Origin of the sequence: Actinoplanes sp. HUAS TT8, from assembly GCF_051380535.1 — a bacterium.
Classification (GTDB): Bacteria; Actinomycetota; Actinomycetes; order Mycobacteriales; family Micromonosporaceae; genus Actinoplanes.
Map to the genome: position 1 here is coordinate 4,451,843 of NZ_CP195646.1, position 16,929 is coordinate 4,468,771.

A 16,929-nucleotide genomic window follows, 5' to 3' on the forward strand; every position below is an offset into this window, starting at 1 on the left:
CTATCGGAACGGGAGATTTGATGAACAAGCGCACGGTTCTCGGCGGCGTCGCGGCGGCCGCCATGGCGGTGGCCGCGAGCATGGTCGTGATGCCGACCGCGGCCCAGGCGGTGTATTCCTGCCAGAACGGCGAGGTCTGCATCTACTCGGACTACGACCTCAAGGGCACGGTGCTGGTCGTCTACAGCGGGGCGCACAACTTCACCAGCAACTGGCACTTCTACAACGGCCTGCCCGCCAACGACAACGCGTCGTCCATCGTCAACAAGTCGAATCTGACGGCGTTCGTCAGCGAGGACTTCGACGGCAAGGGCTACTACAACGCCACGATCAAGCCGGGCAAGCAGATGAACTTCAAGGGCCGGGAGCAGCTTTTCGAACTCCCGAACGACACCATGTCGTACATCAGCCTGTACTGATTCATCGCTGATCGCGGGCCTCCGGGAGAACCATTTCCCGGGGCCCGTTCAGTTCGTACGGAAATCGCGCCGGTAGGCGGCCGGGGTGGTCTCGAAGGCGGTGCGGAAGCGGCGGCGCAGGTTGACCGCGGACGAGAGGCCGACCCGGGTGGCGATGGTCTCGACCGGCAGATCGGTCTCCTCCAGCAGGGCGCGGGTCCAGGCGATGCGGCGGTCGAGCAGCCAGCGGCCCGGGGAGATGCCGAGCTGGTCGAGGAAGTGCCGGTGCAGGGTGCGTTCGGACAGGCCGGAGCGGGCGGCCAGGTCGTTCAGGGTCAACGGCTGGTCCAGGTTGGCGATGGCCCAGTCGAGCAGCGGGGCCAGGGAGTCCGGCACCGGGCCGGGCGGTTCCGGGGCCGGGCCCTGACGCTGGCAGCCGGTGCGGGGCGGCGCGGCCGACAGCTGCCGTCCGATGCGCATCGCCAGGGCGGCGCCGTGCTCGCGGCTGACCTGGTTGAGGCACAGGTCGACGGTGGTGGCCGACGCGCCGGCGGTGGCCACGTCGCCGTGGTCGATGTAGAGGACGGTGCCGTCGGCGTTGACCCGTGGATACCGCCGGGCCAGGTCGTCGGTGCACTCCCAGTGGGCGGCGGCCCGGCGGTTGTCGAGCAGGCCCAGCGCGGCCGGGACGTAGACGCCGCCGCAGATGCCCACGATCCGCGCACCCCGGGCGTGCGCGGCCAGCACCGCGTCGGCCAGCTCGGCCGACAGGTCCGGGCCGGGGCTCCACCCGGCGATCAGCACCGTGTCGGCATTCTCAAGGGCCGACAGACCATCGGGTACGACGATGTCGGCGCCCATCGTGGTCGGCACCGGCCCGGGGCGTTCGGTGCACAGCCGGAAGTCGTAGTGCCGCGGAAGCTCGGTGCCGTGATCGCCGAAGACGGCCGAGGCGCAGGTCACCGGGTAGAGCTCCAGGACCGGGCCGACCAGGGCCACCACCGCATGTGTCATGGCAGGAATGTACCCAAGCTTGTCGGGCCGGGCGCCTGTGCCCGCCCGCCCGCACGAGAAGGATCATGACTCGTGTGGACCAGGGATTTCTCTTTGTACTTCGGGGCCCGGGCGGTGTCCCTGCTGGGTGACGCGATGATGCCGGTGGCCGCCGCGCTGGCCGTCGGGGCCCGCTACGGGGTGGCCGGGGTTGGGTACGTTCTCGCCGTCTGGACGGCCACGTGTGTCCTGCTGATCGTCTTCGGGGGCGTGTTCGCCGACCGGATCGGCGCCCGCGCCATGATGGTCGGCGCCGACGTGGCCCGGGCGGTCACCCAGGGCGTGCTGGCCGTGGCGTTCCTGACCGGGAGCCCGCCGCTGTGGCTGTTGCTGGCCGGGTCGGCGCTGTCCGGCGCGGCGACGGCCATGTTCCAGCCCGGCGTGAACGGGATGGTGCCGCTGGTCGCGCGGGATCCGCAGCGGGCCAACGGCGTGCTGAAGGTCGCCGACGCGATGTGTCAGCTGGCCGGGCCGGCGGTCGCCGGGGTGCTGACGGTCGCGTTCGGGGCCGGGACGGTCTACGCCGTGGACGCGGGCACGTTCGTGGTGAGCGGGCTGTGCCTGGCCCTGATCCGGCCGGCCCCGGCCCCGGCGGGAACGCGGACCTCGATGACGCGGGATCTGCGGCGCGGCTGGGTGGAGTTCACCTCCCGTACGTGGATGTGGTCGGTGATCGTGATCTGGATCTTCTTCGGGCTGTTCGTCTTCGGCCCCTACATCCCGCTCGCCTCCCGCCTGGTCGGCGAGCAGTTCGGCTGGGTGATGGCCGCGCTCGGCGCCGGGACGGTGGCCGGCGGCGTGATCGCGATGCGGCTGCGACCGGCCCGGCCCCTGGCCGCCGGGGCGGTGGCGCTGATCGGTTTCGTGGCGATCCCGCTGCCCCTGGCGCTCGGGTCGCCGCTGCCGGTGCTGCTGGCCGGGCACGTGATCGGCGGCACGGCCTGGGCGTTCTGGTCGGTGATGTGGTCGACCAGCGTGCAGACCCTGGTGCCGCCCGAGGTGCTGAACCGGGTCACCGCGTACGAGGTGGCCGGTTCGGTCTCCGGGCTCGCGGTCGGGCAGGCGGTGGTCGGGCCGCTGGCCGAGGTCGTGTCGGCCCGCCACCTGCTGATGGTCTCGTCGGTGGTCTGCCTGGGCGTGGTCGCCGCGCTGCTGCTGGTCCGGCCGATCCGCCGTCAGACCAGCGCGGCGATCCGGTCGGCGACCCGGGAGGCGCCGGAGCCGAGCAGAATCGTGTAGTGGTTGACGTCCGGGACCAGCTCGGCGTCGACGCCGTCGAGCCGGTCGGCCCGGTAGAGGCCGCCGTCCTCGTCGGCCAGACCGCGCGGGGCCCAGAGCAGCGGGAACGGGGCCGGGATCGGGGTGCGGAGCATGTCGGTGGCGTCGGCGCGGATCGCGTCGACGTTGCACGACGAGCCGGTCCCGGTGAAGTCCCGCAGGATGTAGGCCTCCAGGTCGGCCGACCAGTAGCGGCCCAATGCCGGATTCTGCCGAAAATAAGCGACATATTCATCGGCCGATGCGAACGTCATCGACAGTCGCCGCATGGCTGGCCCGATCACCGCCTCCAGCGCGACGTCCACGTCGACGTCGAGCGGCACCCCGAGTGACACTCCCCCGTCGATCATCAGCACCGGCCCGACCCGGTCCGGGTGATGAAAAGCGGTCGCGGCCACCACGAAGGCGCCCATCGAGTGCCCGACCAGCGGCACCTTCTCAGCGCCGAAGTGCGAAGCCACCGCCACCAGGTCGTCGGCGTGCGCGGCCATCCCGAACGGCCCGGGAAGATCCGCGCTGAACGCCCTCCCCCGCAGGTCCACCGCGACCAGATGGACCCGGCCGTCCAGGGCCCGGGCGACCGGGGACCAGGACAGCGCGTTCGCGGTGATCCCGTGCGCCGCGATCACCACCGGCCCGGCCCCCGGCCAGCTCACCGCCCGCAGCGTCCCCCCGGCGACCGGGACGTCGATCTCCTCCACCAGAATCCCCTTCTCAGTGCGCGGTCCACCCGCCGTCGATCACGATCGACGAGCCGGTGATGAACGAGGCCGGGGGGCTGCACAGGTAGGCCACGAGCTCGGAGACCTGCTCCGGCTCGATCAGCTTCTTGATCGCCGCCCGGTCCAGCATGATCTTCTCAATGACCTCGGACTCGGGGATCCCGTTGGCCCGGGCCTGGTCGGCGATCTGCTTGTCGACCAGCGGTGTGCGCACGAATGCCGGGTTGACGCAGTTCGAGGTCACCCCGTGCTCGGCCCCTTCCAGGGCGGTCACCTTGGAGAGCCCTTCGAGGCCGTGCTTGGCGGTCACGTAGGCGGCCTTGAACGGCGACGCGACCAGCCCGTGCACCGAGGAGATGTTGACGATCCGGCCCCAGCCGCGGTCGTACATGTGGGGCAGCACCAGTTTGACGAGCCGGAACGGCGCCTCCACCATCACCCGCTGGATCAGCGTGAACTTGTCCGGCGGGAAGTCCGGCAGCGGCGCCACCACCTGCAGCCCGGCGTTGTTGACCAGGACGTCCACCTCGGCCGGCAGCGCGTCGACCGCGTCCGGGTCGGACAGGTCGGCGTGCAGCGCCCGTCCGCCGATGGCCGCGGCCACCTCCTTGGCCGATCTCTCGTCGATGTCCACCGCGATCACGTCGGCGCCCGCCGCGGCCAGCCGTTCGGCGCAGGCGCGTCCGATGCCGCTGCCCGCGCCGGTGACCAGCGCGGTACGTCCTGTCAGGTCGAGGTCGACCACACGTGCCGTCGTCATGCCGGTGACCGTACGGATCAGCGACCGTGCCGGGGTATGTGGCCACGCCACACAAGCGGGTGACAACCCCTGTGATCGATCCGGATGGCCTGCGTCACATCGACGCTCTTAGCTTGTGGCCACACGAAACAGTTTCTTAACGGAAGGCATTCGATGAGGCCCTTGTCGACATCCCGGCGTGCGTGGCTCGGCGCCGCGCTGGCCGCCGCCGTGGTCACCGTGAGCGGATGCGGCAGCCCGAAGGGGGCTGCCGGTGACGACTCGTCGATCGACGTCGGCGTGGTCTATTCCCAGTCCGGACCCCTGGCCGGCTACGGCGCGCAGTACGCGGAGGGCTTCAAGGCCGGGCTGGCCTACGCGACCGGCAACACCGGCAAGATCGGTGACCGCACGATCAACGTCAGCTGGACCGACGACGCCGGTGACCCGGTGAAAGCGGTGTCGGCAGCCAAGGACCTGATCGGCAAGGGTTACAAGGTGCTCGCCGGCTCGACCAGTTCGGGCGTGGCACTGCAGGTGGCGCCGCTCGCCGCCGAGAACAAGGTGCTGTTCGTGTCCGGGCCGGCCGCGTCCGACGCGATCACCGGGGCGAACAAGTACACGTTCCGGTCGGGGCGGCAGTCGTACCAGGACGTCCTGACCGCCAAGGCCTACCTGGGCGACGGCAAGAAGGTCGTGGTCTTCGCGCCCGACTCGGCCTTCGGCAAGTCCAACGTCGATGCCGTGACCAAGGTCGTCGGCACAAACGCCGCCGTGACCAGCATCGCCGTCCCGGCCAGCGCGACCGACTTCACCCCGTTCGCCTCGCAGATCAAGGCGGCCAAGCCCGACCTGGTGTTCGTCGCCTGGGCCGGGACGACGGCCGGCGCGATGTGGCAGGCCCTCGACCAGCAGGGCGTTCTCGCGAGCACGAAGGTCGTGACCGGCCTCGACATCCAGGCCGGCTGGGCCGGTTTCGGTTCGGGCGCGGACAAGCTGAACCTGCTCGCGCACTACTTCGACGGGGCCGCCGACAACCCGGCGTACCAGGCGCTCAAGGCCGCCGTTCCGGGCGGCAAGACCGACCTGTTCCATCCGGACGGGTTCGCCGCCGCGCAGATGATCGTGCACGCGCTCAGCGCCGGTGCGGACGACGCCGACAAGATGGTCACCGCGCTGGAGGGCTACAGCTTCGACTCGGTCAAGGGCAAGCTGACCGTCCGGCCCGAGGACCACGCGCTGCTGCAGCCGATGTTCCAGGCCAAGCTGACGGCCGGCAAGGCGACCCTGACCAGCACGATCAGCCCCGACGACGCCGCGCCGCCGGCCGCCGCGATGAAGGGCTGAGAATGACGGCCCTCACCGTCGAGGGTGTGTCGTGGACGATCGGCGCCGTGCCGATCGTCCACGACGTCACCCTGCACCTGGAACCGGACGAGTTCGTCGCCCTGATCGGACCCAACGGCGCCGGCAAGACGTCCCTGTTCAACCTGATCAGCGGCCTGCGCCGGCCCACCTCGGGCCGGATCCGGCTGGGCGGCGACGACATCACCGCCCTCGCCCCGCACCGCCGGGCCCGCAACGGCCTGGGCCGCACGTTCCAGACCTCCGCGGTCTTCGGTTCGCTGACCGTCGCCGAGAACGTGGCGCTCGCCGTGCAGGCCCGTAAAGGCGGCGCGATGCGGGCTTGGCGTCGCGCTTCCGACCGCGACATCGCGCTTCGCGTCGCGGAAATTCTTGCGGAGGTACGTCTTGAGCACCGCGCCGACCGCATCGCCGGATCCCTCGCCCACGGCGAGAAGCGCAAGCTCGAGATCGCGCTGCTGCTCGCCGGTGACCCGCGGGTCCTGCTGCTGGACGAGCCGATGGCCGGCGTGAGCACGGAGGACGTGCCCGCGCTGGTCGAGGTGATCCGCGGGCTGACCGCGGGCACCGGGCGCAGCGTCCTCATGGTGGAACACCACATGGAAGTGGTGCTCGACCTGGCCGACCGGGTGGCCGTGCTGCACCACGGCGCGCTGCTGGCCTGCGACACCCCGGACGCGGTGATGGCCGACGCGTTCGTCCAGGAGGCGTACCTCGGGGAGGGCTTGTGAATCCGATTCTGCGGGTCGCCGATCTGTCGGTACGGCTCGGCGGCTCCCACATCCTGCAGGGCGTCACCTTCGACGTGGCTCCGACCGGGGTGACCGCGCTGCTCGGGCGCAACGGCGTCGGCAAGACGACCACGCTGCGGGCCATCCTCGGGGAGGTTCCGGCGCAGGGAACGGTCGAATACGACGGGCGGGCGGCGCTCGGGCGGGCGACCCATCGGCTCGTGCGGGACGGTCTCGCGTACGTACCGGAAGATCGTTGTGTTTTTGCGGGTTTGACCGTGGCCGAGAATCTGCGACTGGCCGAGCGGGTCCCCGACCCGGACTATGCCCTGGTCCACGAGCTGTTTCCGGAGCTGGAGCAGCGGGCCGCGCAGCGGGCCGGCACGCTGTCGGGCGGGCAGCAGCAGATGGTGGCGATCGCGCGTGTGCTCCTCAACCCGAACCGGCTGCTGCTGGTCGACGAGCCGACCAAGGGCCTGGCCCCGGCCGTGGTCACCGCGGTGGCGACCGTGCTCGGCCGGGTCGCCGAACGCGTGCCGGTGCTGCTGGTCGAGCAGAACCTGGCCGTGGTCCGCAAGCTGGCCACCGATGCCGTGGTCGTCGAGGCCGGCCGTGTCGCCTGGCGCGGATCCGCGGCCGACCTGCTCGGCGACGGCGAAGCGACCCGTTCTCTGCTCGGCGTCGGGAGGCACTGAGATGGCGACCGTGATTCTGCTGACGCTGACCGGGCTCGGCCTGGCCGCGCTCTACTTCCTGATCGCTTCCGGACTTTCGCTGGTCTTCGGACTGGCCGGGGTCCTCAACTTCGCGCACGGCCTGTTCCTGTCGGTCGGCGCCTACGCCACCTGGTGGGCCGCCCCGCACATCGGACTGCCCCTGGCCGTGGTCGTCGGCATCGCCGCCGCGGCGGCCACCGGCGCACTCGTCGAACTGGTGCTGATCCGGCCGCTGTACACCCGGCACACCGAGCAGGTGCTGGTCACTGTCGGACTCTCGCTGGCCGGGGTGGCGCTGCTGCAGTCGGTCTGGGGTGCCGACGCGCGGGTCTTCCCGCGGCCGGAACGGGCGTCGCACGTGACCGGAATCCTCGGCGCCAAGGTGCCCGACGACCGGTTCCTGCTGATCGGCGCGGCCGTGCTCGTACTCGGCGCACTGCTGGCGTTCCTGCGCTGGACCCGGTACGGCCTGATCATCCGGGCCGGCGTCGAGAACCGGGCCATGGTCCGGGCCCTCGGCATCGACGTGCGCAACGCGTTCACGCTGGTCTTCGCGATCGGCGGGGCCCTGGCCGGGCTGGCCGGGATCCTCGGCGGCATGTACTTCACGTCGGTCTCCCCCGGCCAGGGCGCCTCCCTGCTGATCTTCGCGTTCATCGTGGTGGTCATCGGCGGCCTCGGCTCGATCACCGGCTCGGCGATCGCCGCGGTCGGGGTCGGCCTGCTCCAGCAGTTCGTGAACTACTACGGCGCGGCCGGCGCCGGGGACGTCAGCGTGGTGGTGCTGCTCGCCGTCGTGCTGCTGCTGCGTCCGGCCGGCATCGCCGGGAGGGCGGTCACCGCGTGAAACGCTTCGTCCCCCTGGCCGTGCTGCTGCTCGCGGCCGTCCTGCCGTACTCCACGGTGAGCATCCCCGGGGTGTTCGAAGGGCCGCTCAACTCGCCCGGCACGCTGCAACTGCTCGCGATCTGCCTGGTCTTCGGCGCGCTCGCGCTCGGCTACGACCTGCTGTTCGGCCGGGCCGGGCTGCTGTCGTTCGGGCACGCCCTCTACATCGCGGCCGGCGCCTACGGCGTCGACATCCTGGTCAGCCACTACGAGTGGTCGCTGTGGGCGGCCGTACCGGTGACCGTCCTGGCCGCCGCGGCGCTGGCCGCCCTGCTCGGCTCGGTCGCGCTGCGCACGTCCGGGATCGCGTTCTCCATGGTCACCCTCGCGTTCGCGCAGGTCGGCTACATCCTGGTCAACCGCGACCCGGGCGGGCTGACCGGCGGCGAGGAGGGTCTGCCGATGCGCACCGGGTCCCTGCCGGACGCGCTGGTCGGCGTCACCAACACGGTCAACCTGTACTGGCTGGCCCTGGCCGCCCTGGTCATCGTCGTCCTGGTCGTGCACACCATCGACCGGGCGCCGCTCGGCCGCACCCTCATCGGCCTGCGCGACGACGAACGGCGGATCGCGGTGGTCGGCCTGTCCCCGTACCGCGTGAAACTCCTGGCCTTCGTCGTCGCCGGCGCCCTGGCCGCGGTCGGCGGCGTCGTCTACGCCCTGGTCGTCGGCGGTGCGTCCCCGCACGTCGCGTCGTCCGACTTCACCCTGGCGCTGATCGTGATGGCCGTCCTCGGCGGCGCCGGCACCCGCTGGGGCGCCCTGGCCGGCGGTGTCCTCTACGCCTACCTCGACCAGCGCCTGGCCCGCCTCGGCGGATCACTGCCCGGCCCGTTCGGCGAGCCCCTGTTCGTCCTGGGCACCCTGTTCATCCTGGCCGTCTACTTCGTGCCGGGCGGCCTCGCCGGCCTCCGCACCCGCTGGCAGCCCCTGCAGCGAGCCGTCCGCCGCCGCGATCCGGTCGGATCAACCCCGTAGAACCGCTTTTCCCGTACGCCGTCCCGGCCCCGAACTCGGCTTCCCCGCCCGAGATCGGGGCCGGGACGGCTCGCCGTCCTGTCCTCCCGGGACGGCGAGTCCGGCTGGTTCCGCGCGATCGGGCCGGGGGCCGGCCAGGGCACGGGCCCGGGGGCACCAGTGCTGCTCCCGGGGGCGGTAGGGGTCGTACTCCGGAGAAGCTCTTGGCAGAGGAAAGCCAACCGCTTCTGGAGGAAATCATGTCCGAGCCGATCGTTGTGCTGGTTCACGGGGCGTTCGCCGAGTCGGCCGGCTGGAACGGGGTCGTCGAGCGCCTCGCCGCCGAGGGGGTGACGGCGACCGCGGTGGCCAATCCGCTGCGCAGCCTGCACGGGGACGCGCAGTACCTGAGGGATGTCGTCGCGTCGCTTGGGGCGCCGGTGATCCTGGTCGGACACTCGTACGGCGGGCAGGTCATCACCGAGGCGGCGGCCGACAATCCGGCCGTGCGGGCGCTGGTCTACGTGTCGGCGTTCGCGCCGGAGGCCGGGGAGACCGCGCTCGGGCTGTCCGGGAAGTTCCCGGGGAGCACGCTCGGGGACGCCGTCGTGGCCCGGCCGTTGAGCGGTGGCGGGAACGAGTTGTCGATCGACGTGGCGAAGTTCCCGGCGCAGTTCGCGGCCGACGTCGACCCGGCGGTGGCCGCGCTGATGGCGGCCACGCAGCGGCCGGTGACCGAGCTGGCGCTGACCGCGAGCATCAGTGGCGTACCCGCCTGGCGGACGCTGCCGAGCTGGTTCGTGTGGGGTGACGCCGACAAGAACATTCCGGCCGAGGCTTTGCGATTCATGGGTGAACGGGCCGGCGGCGTCGAGCTGACCGAGGTGGCCGGGGCCGGGCATGCGCTGCCGGTCTCCGAGCCGGGCGCGGTGGCCGAGACGATCCTGCGCGCTGTCGGCGCTGTCCGGTCCTGACGCACGGGGGCACCCTCGCGGCGGGACGCGGCTGGTGCTGTTGGGTTCTGACCACGTACGTACAAAATGATGGTTTTTAAGGGGAAAAACGCAATGAACAAGATCGCTTTCACTTCGGCTGCTGTCGTGCTGGCTGTGGGTTCGATCGCGGGGCTGGGTCCGTCGATCGCCGAGGCGCACGGGGGCTCGAACCACAAGAAACCGACGGTGGTGCTGGTGCACGGCGCGTTCGCGGATTCGAGCGGCTGGAACGATGTGGTCCGCCGGCTGCAGGACGACGGCTACCCGGTCGTGGCCGTGGCGAATCCGCTGCGTGGCGTGGCTTCGGACGCCAAGTCGGTGCGTTCGGTGATCGACGATGTCGACGGTCCGGTCGTGCTGGTCGGGCACTCCTACGCCGGCAATGTGATCACCGAGGCGGCCAGTGGCGACAAGAACGTGAAGGCCCTCGTCTATGTGGCGGCGTTCCTGCCCGAGGTCGGCGAGTCGGCCGGTGAGCTGTCGGGCAAGTTCCCCGGCAGCACCCTGGCGCCGACGTTGCACCAGGTCGCGGTCCCCGGTGGCGGCACCGATCTCTACATCGACCAGGCGAAGTTTCCGCAGCAGTTCGCGGCCGACGTGCCGGTGCGCACCGCGAAGCTGCTCGCGGTGAGCCAGCGCCCGATCGACGCCGCGGCGCTGGCCGAGCCCGAGGTCGGCACCCCGGCGTGGAAGACCATCCCGAGCTACTCGATCATCCCGACCGGCGACAAGAACATTCCGGCCGCCGCACAGTACTGGATGGCCGGGCGCGCGCACGCGAAGGTGACCACCGTGAAGGGCGCGTCGCACCTGGTCCTGGCCTCGCAGCCGGCCAAGACGGCGGCCGTGATCGAGAAGGCGGCCCGCGAGAACGGCTGATCCCTTGATGTCGGACCACCGGCCCCGGCGCCAGTGGTCCGACATCGGACTAATAAAACATCTCCGATTAAGTACGACATGTCGGGGCTAGGCTCCGTGCGACGCTCACCCCTCGCCGGATCCCAGGAGGATCGACATGTCCCGTAACCAGCGAAAACGTCGTGCCGTGCTGACGATGAGCGCGGTCGGTGCCGCCGTGCTCATCGCGCCCGCCCCCGCGTTCGCCGCGACCACCGTCGGACCGATAGTGGTGCCACCCGGCGCGTCCGCCACGATCATGGATCCGCAGATCGCGTTCGCGACCAGCCCGACCGTCCAGTTCTCGACGACGGCGTGCCCGGCCAAGCTGGCCACCACGACCACCACCGCGGCCGGGCCGTGGAACGCCGGCAGCGCCACCCGCACCAACCCGAACGCGGTCACGTTCACCGTTCCGGGCTCCGGCGGTCCGACCGGCGGCCCCAACGGCGCGATCAGGCCGTTCTTCGCCTGCGCCTACGACGGCAACTCGGCCGGGGTCAGCAACCTGCAGGCCGGCGCCCCGATCTGGGTCGGCTCGGCCGCCCAGGCCGGCCCGTCCAGCGGTGTCTCGGGCGGCGGCAACCAGGTCAGCGTCGCCGCGAGCACACCCGTCCTGACCGGCATCACCGCACCGGCCGCGGTCTTCACCACCGGCACCTGCAACGCCACGCTGGGCGTGAACAACCCGCAGAACCTGGTCGCGACCGCCATCACCAAGCAGACGGCGGCCGGGTTCACCCTCACCGTGCCGTCCGGCGTCACCACGACCGGCCCGGGGGCCACGCAGTACAGCATCTGCCTGTACGACGGTTCGTCCGCCAACGGGTCGCTGCTGTCGATCGCGCCGTACACCGTCACGCTCCTGAGCGTCACGCCGTCCAGCGGCTCGTACCTGAGCAGCAACGGCGTCACGGTGACCTCGGGCAACGCGTTCCTGTCCGGGGTCACGGCGCCGTCGGTGCTGCTCGTCGGCAACGCCGGCTGCCCGGCCACCTGGTCGACCGCGCCGATCAACGGGACGGCGCCGGTGGCGATCATCGGCAACGGCGTACGCCGGCTGTCGAACACCCGGGCCGCGGTGACCCTGCCGCCGCTACCGCTGATCGGCAGTCAGCCGACCGGCTACCAGGTGTGTGTCTACGGGAACAACAACCTGCTGGGCTCGGGCACGTACACGGCCGGGATCGTCGCCATGCCGACCGCCGTGTTCCCGGCCGCGGGCCCGGCCGCCGGCGGCAACACGATCACCGTCGTCGGCACGGACTTCCCGGCCGACCCGGGCCGGATCACCGCGACGCTCGGCGGCGTGCCGCTGACCAACATCCAGTCGCTGAGCGACAAGGCGTTCACCGCGCAGGCCCCGGCGCATTCGGCCGAGGCCAACGTCGCGCTGGTGGTGAGCACGTCGGCCGGGACCAAAGCGCTGCCCGGGGCGTACTCGTACCTGAACCCGATCAAGGTCGGGCCGAACACCGCACCGAACAACGCGGCCTCGATCGACGTCTCCGTGCAGGGCACCGGATTCCTCGGCATCAGCTTCGGCAACGGGGGCAACACCGGCCGGGTCTTCCTGGTCGACGGCGTCTACAACGGCGCCGACGCGGGCGCCGGGGCCCGCGCCAACGGCCCGGTCGCCGAATGCGTCAACGTGCTGCCGCTCAGCGACGAGGAACTGGTCTGCACGCTGCAGCTCAACCGGCGGCTCAACGCGCAGGGCGCGGACTTCTTCAACCCGATGACCTACACCAACACGCTGACCACCGACGTCTCGGCGGTCGCGGGCAGCCGGGTCGTGGTCTCGGCCGGTGGGCGTTTCAACGCCAACGACGTCGGTCAGCCGATCCTGCAGAGCGGCAACGGCAACATCCCGGCCGGCAGCATCGTCACCTCGGTGCTCAGCCCGGCCAAGGCGGTCATCTCGGCGCCCGCGGTCGCCACGTCCGGTTCGGCGTTCACCGCGACGATCGGCAACAGCACGCCGGTGCGGGCCCTCACCGGCACCCTGACGACAGCCACCGGGAGCAGCACGGTCGGCCTGACCAGCGGCGCGTTCACCCGGGCGGACGTGGGCCGGCAGTTCTTCGGCACGACCGGCATCCCGAACGGCACCACGATCACGTCGGTGACCCCGGGCGGCGCCAGCGCCACCCTGTCGGCGCCGGCCACCGCCGGAACCGCCGGGACCATCGCCAACGTGTCGATCTCGGAAGGACAAACCAGCATTTCCGGTACGGCGTTGGCCGCCACCGACAGCGGCGCCGTCGTGCTGCCGAACGCGGTCGGTGTCCCGGCCGGGGCGACGCTCGGCGCGATCACGCCGGGCACCAGCGCGACCCTCTCGGTCGCGGCGACCGCCACCGCGGCCGGTGTGACCGTGCCCGTGCAGCGGCCGGTGACCGGGTCGCTCTACGCGGCGGCGCCGGTCGCCGAGGGCGCGTACAACCTGGTCGTGGTCAGCAACGGCGCACCCGATGCGGCCAACAACGACCCGGACTACTTCCAGACGGACGTGACCAGCAGCTCCACGTTCACGGTGGCCGCGTTCTGACTTTCCTACCGGCCCGTTCCGGCCTCGATCAACCGGTCGAGGACGGAACGGGCCGCCACCAGCTTCTCGATCGAACCGGTGATCCGGGCCCGTTCGCCGACCAGGCCGTCGATCAGTTCCGGGCAGGTCGGCGCGATCGTGGTCGCCTCGTCCGGCACGCACGGCAGGATCTCGGCGATGACCGTCGTACCGAGGCCGGCCGAGAGCAGCAACCGGATGTGCCCGACGGTGTGGACGGCCGTCTCCTCGTACTCCCGATAGCCGCCGCCGCTGCGCCCGGGCCGGAGCAGTTTCTGCTCCTCGTAGTACCGCAGCGCCCGCGGTGACACCCCGGTCCGGCGGGCGAGCTCACTGATCCGCACGGATCGGAGTCGACCACGGCTTGACCTTCACGTCAACGTCAACCCCTAGCGTCGGCGGCATGTCCGATGTCGTGGCCGAAGCTATGAGGTCGTCTCGACGCTCCTGCCCGCGCGGACCTCGACCGTGCTGGTGAACCTGACCAGCGGGCCCGCCGCCGAGGCCCGGGCGATGGCGGCCCGCGACCTGCCCTATCTGGACGGCGCGATCCTCTCCCCCGCCCCGGCCGTCGGCACCGCGACCGCGGCGATCCTCGTCGGTGGTGATCGGTCGCTGTTCGACCGGGTCGGCCCGGTTCTGCGGGTTCTCGCGCCGACCACGGTCTTCGTCGGCGACGATCCGGGGGCGGCCGCCGCCTACGAGACGGCCCTGCTCGGCCTGTTCGCGATGTCGGTCGGCGGCCTCGTCCACGCGTTCGCCCTGGCCGCGGCCGAGGGCATCGCGCCCGGGAGCTTCGCGCCGCTCGCCAAGCCGATCGCCGGCCTGCTCACCGAGCAGATCGACCGGTTCGCGGGCCAGCTGGCCGAAGGCCGTTTTCCCGCCTCGATCTCCAGCATCGCGTCGATGTCGTCGACGCTGGGCCACCTGGTCTCGTCCGCCGACTCGCACAAGCTGGACTCGGCGGCGCTGCGGGCGTTGAGGTCGATCGCGGACCGTGCCGTCGACGCCGGTGACGGCGACCGCGGCTATGCGGCGCTCACCCGTTCACTGGGGATACCGTCACCCGGTGCAGATTGACGGAGCCGCCGTTCCCGAGGCGATCGGCGAGCGGATCGACCAGGCCGTGGTGCTTCGCCACAACACCGGCAACGCCGCCACCGGTGGCGTCTGGAAAGCCACCGGGCCCGGCGGGTCCGCCGTCTACAAACTGGCCCGGCCGCCCTCGTCCGGCGAGCCGGGGAACGCCTGGAAACGCGAGTACCTGGCCTACGAGAGCGGTCTGGCCGGGCAGGCTTACGCCGGGACCGGCATCGTGGCGCCACGCCTGCTCGCGGTCGACGAACGCGACGACGGCCAGATCGGACTGTGGCTCGCATGGGCCGACGGCGAACCGGCCACCGGCTGGCCGGTCGAGCGCTATCTGGCGTTCGCCGCGCAACTCGGTGCCGGGCAGGCCCGCTGGGCCGGGCGGATCCCGGACCAGCGGTGGCTGTCGAGAGGATGGCTCCGGCACTATCTCGACAGCCGCCCGGTCCCGACCGTCATGGACTGGGAACATCCGACCGCGCGGCGGTGGCCGGAAACGGTCCGGCGACAGCTCGAAGAACTGTGGCGGCGCCGCGGCGAGGTGCTCGACGCCGCCGAACGCACCGAACGCACCCTGTGTCACCTCGACGTGTGGCCGGCCAACCTGATCGGCCGGGGCGCCGAGACGGTGCTGCTGGACTGGAGTTTCGTCGGCGCGGGTGGGATCGGCGAGGACGTGAGCAACCTCGTCTTCGACACGTTCGCCGACGGCCTGGTCGACGCGAACATGCTGCCCGACCTGGCCGAAGGGCTCGTCGAGGCGTACACGACGGGCCTGCGCGCCGGCGGCTGGACCGGCACCGCGGACGACGTACGGACCGCCGTGGCGGCGACCGGTGCCGCGAAATACTGCTGGTTCGCCCCGACCCTGATCTCCCGGGTCACCCGGAACCGCCCGGTCGGCAGCCCGGACTACGGCCAGGACACCGGCTCCGAGGCGATGTTCACCCGGTTGACCGGGCTGATGACCGTTCTCGGACAGTGGTCCGAGACCACGCTGGCTTCCTGCCCGTAGCCGGGAGGGCCGGAACTCCGGTTCAGAGGAGTTCGGCGGCGCGCTCCGCTATCGCGTACACCGTCGCGTTGGTGTTGCCGGCCGGGATGGCCGGCATGACCGAGCCGTCGGCGACCCACACCCCGTCGATGCCGCGCAGCCGCAGCGACGTGTCGACCACGTCGCCGATCGCCAGCGTGCCGACCGGGTGGCAGTAGGAGGCGACCGCCCGCCGGGCATAACCCCGAAGATCAAGATCAGGATTTCCCGGTACGGCCTCAGCCCCGCGCCACGGCCCGAGCGCGGCGGACTCACCGATACGCCGGGCCAGTTCGAGCCCGGCCACCATCGCGTCGAGGTCGCGCGGGTCCCCGTAGTAGTTCGGGTCGAGCAGCGGCGCCGCCCCGGGCGTGGCACTGGCCAGCCGCACGGTTCCCCGGCTGTGCGGGGCCATCACGGAGACCCCGATCGTGTACCCGAATCCCGGCTCGGGTCCGGTGAACCCGTTCACCGGCCGGGCCAGGTCCACGAAGATCAGCTGCAGGTCCGGCCCGGGCCGGTCGTCCCGGCTGCGGACGAGCCCGATGACCTCGCCGTGGTTGTTGCGCGGCGCCGGCACGGGTTGCGCCGACCGGTAGACGATGTTGGCGACCGGGTGATCCTGCAGGCCGGACCCGACGCCGGGCGCGTCGAGCACCACCTCGATGCCGTGTTCGCGCAGGTGGGCCTGGGGTCCGATCCCGGACAGCATGAGCAGTTGGGCCGAGCCGATCGCCCCGGCCGCGACCACCACCCGGTCGGCCCACACCTTGGCGAGCCGTTGACCGACGCTGTACTCGACCCCGACGACGCGACCGTTCTCGATCACCAGCCGGTGCGCCAGGGCATCGGTCACGACCGTCAGGCCGGTCCGCTGCCGGACCGGTCGCAGGTAGGCGTCGGCCGCGCTCTGCCGGTGCCCGTCGACGATGTTGAGGTCGACCGGCCCGAAGCCCTCGTCCAGCCCGCCGCTGATGTCGGCGGCCCGCTTCTGCCCGGTTTCGATCGCCGCGTCGAGCGCCGCCGCCAGCACCGGGTTCAGCGGATCGGCCGGGGCGACCGTCAGCGGCCCGCCGACGCCGCGTTCCCGGCCCAGGGCATTCTCACTGCGCTTGAAGTACGGCAGCAGGTCGTCGTACCGCCAGCCCACCGGCCACGCGTCGTAGCTGCTGCGGTGCCCGCGCGTGAACAGCATCGCGTTGATCGACGAGCCGCCGCCCAGCCCACGCCCACGCGGCAGCGGGGTCACCGCCCCGGCCGGCCCCTGCGGGACGGTCAGGTCACCCCAGTTCGCCGTGCTGCGGACCAGTCCGGGCCAGGCCGGCGGCACGGCCATCTCCGGCAGCGGATCGCCGCTGCCGGCTTCCAGCAGCAGGACCCGGACGTCCGCCCGTTCGGTCAGGCGGCCCGCGAGAACACTTCCCGCGGTGCCGCCACCCACGACGATCACGTCGTAGCCACTCATCTCGGCCTCCCAGTGTTATCACCGATAGCTTCAT

Annotated in this window: 17 protein-coding genes; 12 read left to right on the forward strand and 5 right to left on the reverse strand. The window is 71.5% G+C overall.

The genetic code is table 11. The annotated features are described in order from the left end of the window. Positions 1-20 precede the first annotated feature (20 nt). Positions 21-419, forward strand: coding sequence for a peptidase inhibitor family I36 protein (locus ACSHV8_RS20045; protein WP_436535252.1), 399 nt, complete (start codon positions 21-23; stop codon positions 417-419). A gap of 48 nt (positions 420-467) precedes the next feature. Here ACSHV8_RS20045 and ACSHV8_RS20050 read toward each other — a convergent pair whose 3' ends face one another. Beyond that, positions 468-1,412: a GlxA family transcriptional regulator gene (locus ACSHV8_RS20050; RefSeq protein ID WP_436535253.1), complete on the reverse strand. Its 945-nt coding sequence runs from the start codon at positions 1,410-1,412 to the stop codon at positions 468-470. A gap of 72 nt (positions 1,413-1,484) precedes the next feature. On the opposite strand from ACSHV8_RS20050, the gene ACSHV8_RS20055 reads away from it, so the two are divergent. Beyond that, positions 1,485-2,690, forward strand: coding sequence for an MFS transporter (locus ACSHV8_RS20055; protein WP_436535254.1), 1,206 nt, complete (start codon positions 1,485-1,487; stop codon positions 2,688-2,690). Here ACSHV8_RS20055 and ACSHV8_RS20060 read toward each other — a convergent pair. Further along, the gene (locus ACSHV8_RS20060) at positions 2,627-3,430 is read right to left on the reverse strand and encodes an alpha/beta fold hydrolase (protein WP_436535255.1); all 804 of its coding nucleotides are present in this window, start codon (positions 3,428-3,430) and stop codon (positions 2,627-2,629) included. The two genes, ACSHV8_RS20055 and ACSHV8_RS20060, sit on opposite strands and share 64 nt — an antisense overlap. A gap of 13 nt (positions 3,431-3,443) precedes the next feature. After that, complete coding sequence (locus tag ACSHV8_RS20065; RefSeq protein ID WP_436535256.1) at positions 3,444-4,211, reverse strand: 3-hydroxybutyrate dehydrogenase; 768 nt, start codon at positions 4,209-4,211, stop codon at positions 3,444-3,446. 153 nt (positions 4,212-4,364) lie between these two features. Between ACSHV8_RS20065 and ACSHV8_RS20070 the strand changes: the two genes are divergently transcribed. The 8 genes from ACSHV8_RS20070 to ACSHV8_RS20105 all read left to right on the forward strand — a co-directional run bounded on the left by ACSHV8_RS20070 (position 4,365) and on the right by ACSHV8_RS20105 (position 13,290). Next, a complete protein-coding gene (locus tag ACSHV8_RS20070; RefSeq protein ID WP_436535257.1) occupies positions 4,365-5,537 on the forward strand; it encodes a substrate-binding domain-containing protein in 1,173 nt (390 codons plus the stop codon). A 2-nt stretch (positions 5,538-5,539) separates the two neighbouring features. Then, the gene (locus ACSHV8_RS20075; protein WP_436535258.1) at positions 5,540-6,286 is read left to right on the forward strand and encodes an ABC transporter ATP-binding protein; all 747 of its coding nucleotides are present in this window, start codon (positions 5,540-5,542) and stop codon (positions 6,284-6,286) included. Continuing rightward, positions 6,283-6,981 carry an ABC transporter ATP-binding protein gene (locus ACSHV8_RS20080; protein ID WP_436535259.1) on the forward strand — a complete coding sequence of 233 codons (699 nt, stop codon included), beginning with the start codon at positions 6,283-6,285 and terminating at the stop codon, positions 6,979-6,981. The genes ACSHV8_RS20075 and ACSHV8_RS20080 overlap by 4 nt, the downstream gene beginning before the upstream one ends. Before the next feature lies 1 nt (position 6,982). After that, positions 6,983-7,849 carry a branched-chain amino acid ABC transporter permease gene (locus ACSHV8_RS20085; protein WP_436535260.1) on the forward strand — a complete coding sequence of 289 codons (867 nt, stop codon included), beginning with the start codon at positions 6,983-6,985 and terminating at the stop codon, positions 7,847-7,849. After that, positions 7,846-8,868: a branched-chain amino acid ABC transporter permease gene (locus ACSHV8_RS20090; protein WP_436535261.1), complete on the forward strand. Its 1,023-nt coding sequence runs from the start codon at positions 7,846-7,848 to the stop codon at positions 8,866-8,868. Before ACSHV8_RS20085 ends, ACSHV8_RS20090 begins: the two co-directional genes overlap by 4 nt. Before the next feature lie 239 nt (positions 8,869-9,107). After that, positions 9,108-9,821: an alpha/beta fold hydrolase gene (locus ACSHV8_RS20095; protein ID WP_436535262.1), complete on the forward strand. Its 714-nt coding sequence runs from the start codon at positions 9,108-9,110 to the stop codon at positions 9,819-9,821. Between the two features lie 93 nt (positions 9,822-9,914). Beyond that, positions 9,915-10,721 carry an alpha/beta hydrolase gene (locus ACSHV8_RS20100; protein ID WP_436535263.1) on the forward strand — a complete coding sequence of 269 codons (807 nt, stop codon included), beginning with the start codon at positions 9,915-9,917 and terminating at the stop codon, positions 10,719-10,721. Positions 10,722-10,857: 136 nt separating this feature from the next. Further along, entirely contained in the window at positions 10,858-13,290 is a 2,433-nt protein-coding gene (locus ACSHV8_RS20105) for an IPT/TIG domain-containing protein (protein ID WP_436535264.1), read from the forward strand. A 5-nt stretch (positions 13,291-13,295) separates the two neighbouring features. On the opposite strand, the gene ACSHV8_RS20110 is transcribed toward ACSHV8_RS20105, so the two are convergent. Further along, complete coding sequence (locus ACSHV8_RS20110) at positions 13,296-13,652, reverse strand: MerR family transcriptional regulator (protein ID WP_436535265.1); 357 nt, start codon at positions 13,650-13,652, stop codon at positions 13,296-13,298. Between the two features lie 124 nt (positions 13,653-13,776). On the opposite strand from ACSHV8_RS20110, the gene ACSHV8_RS20115 reads away from it, so the two are divergent. Both ACSHV8_RS20115 and ACSHV8_RS20120 read left to right on the forward strand, forming a co-directional pair. Beyond that, positions 13,777-14,388: a hypothetical protein gene (locus ACSHV8_RS20115; RefSeq protein ID WP_436535266.1), complete on the forward strand. Its 612-nt coding sequence runs from the start codon at positions 13,777-13,779 to the stop codon at positions 14,386-14,388. Beyond that, on the forward strand, positions 14,378-15,412 hold the full coding sequence (locus tag ACSHV8_RS20120) for a hypothetical protein (protein ID WP_436535267.1): 1,035 nt from the start codon (positions 14,378-14,380) through the stop codon (positions 15,410-15,412). The genes ACSHV8_RS20115 and ACSHV8_RS20120 overlap by 11 nt, the downstream gene beginning before the upstream one ends. A 22-nt stretch (positions 15,413-15,434) precedes the next feature. Here the strand turns inward: ACSHV8_RS20120 and ACSHV8_RS20125 are convergent, their stop codons facing one another. Next, positions 15,435-16,895, reverse strand: coding sequence for a GMC family oxidoreductase (locus tag ACSHV8_RS20125; RefSeq protein ID WP_436535268.1), 1,461 nt, complete (start codon positions 16,893-16,895; stop codon positions 15,435-15,437). Positions 16,896-16,929: the final 34 nt, after the last annotated feature.

Excerpts from the sequence above, each read along its gene's own strand:
- ACSHV8_RS20045 (WP_436535252.1), top strand. The coding sequence starts at position 21 with ATGAACAAGCGCACGGTTCTCGGCGGCGTCGCGGCGGCCGCCATGGCG.
- ACSHV8_RS20050 (WP_436535253.1), bottom strand. The coding sequence starts at position 1,412 with ATGACACATGCGGTGGTGGCCCTGGTCGGCCCGGTCCTGGAGCTCTAC.
- ACSHV8_RS20065 (WP_436535256.1), bottom strand. The coding sequence starts at position 4,211 with ATGACGACGGCACGTGTGGTCGACCTCGACCTGACAGGACGTACCGCG.
- ACSHV8_RS20070 (WP_436535257.1), top strand. The coding sequence starts at position 4,365 with ATGAGGCCCTTGTCGACATCCCGGCGTGCGTGGCTCGGCGCCGCGCTG.
- ACSHV8_RS20075 (WP_436535258.1), top strand. The coding sequence starts at position 5,540 with ATGACGGCCCTCACCGTCGAGGGTGTGTCGTGGACGATCGGCGCCGTG.
- ACSHV8_RS20085 (WP_436535260.1), top strand. The coding sequence starts at position 6,983 with ATGGCGACCGTGATTCTGCTGACGCTGACCGGGCTCGGCCTGGCCGCG.
- ACSHV8_RS20095 (WP_436535262.1), top strand. The coding sequence starts at position 9,108 with ATGTCCGAGCCGATCGTTGTGCTGGTTCACGGGGCGTTCGCCGAGTCG.
- ACSHV8_RS20100 (WP_436535263.1), top strand. The coding sequence starts at position 9,915 with ATGAACAAGATCGCTTTCACTTCGGCTGCTGTCGTGCTGGCTGTGGGT.
- ACSHV8_RS20105 (WP_436535264.1), top strand. The coding sequence starts at position 10,858 with ATGTCCCGTAACCAGCGAAAACGTCGTGCCGTGCTGACGATGAGCGCG.
- ACSHV8_RS20125 (WP_436535268.1), bottom strand. The coding sequence starts at position 16,895 with ATGAGTGGCTACGACGTGATCGTCGTGGGTGGCGGCACCGCGGGAAGT.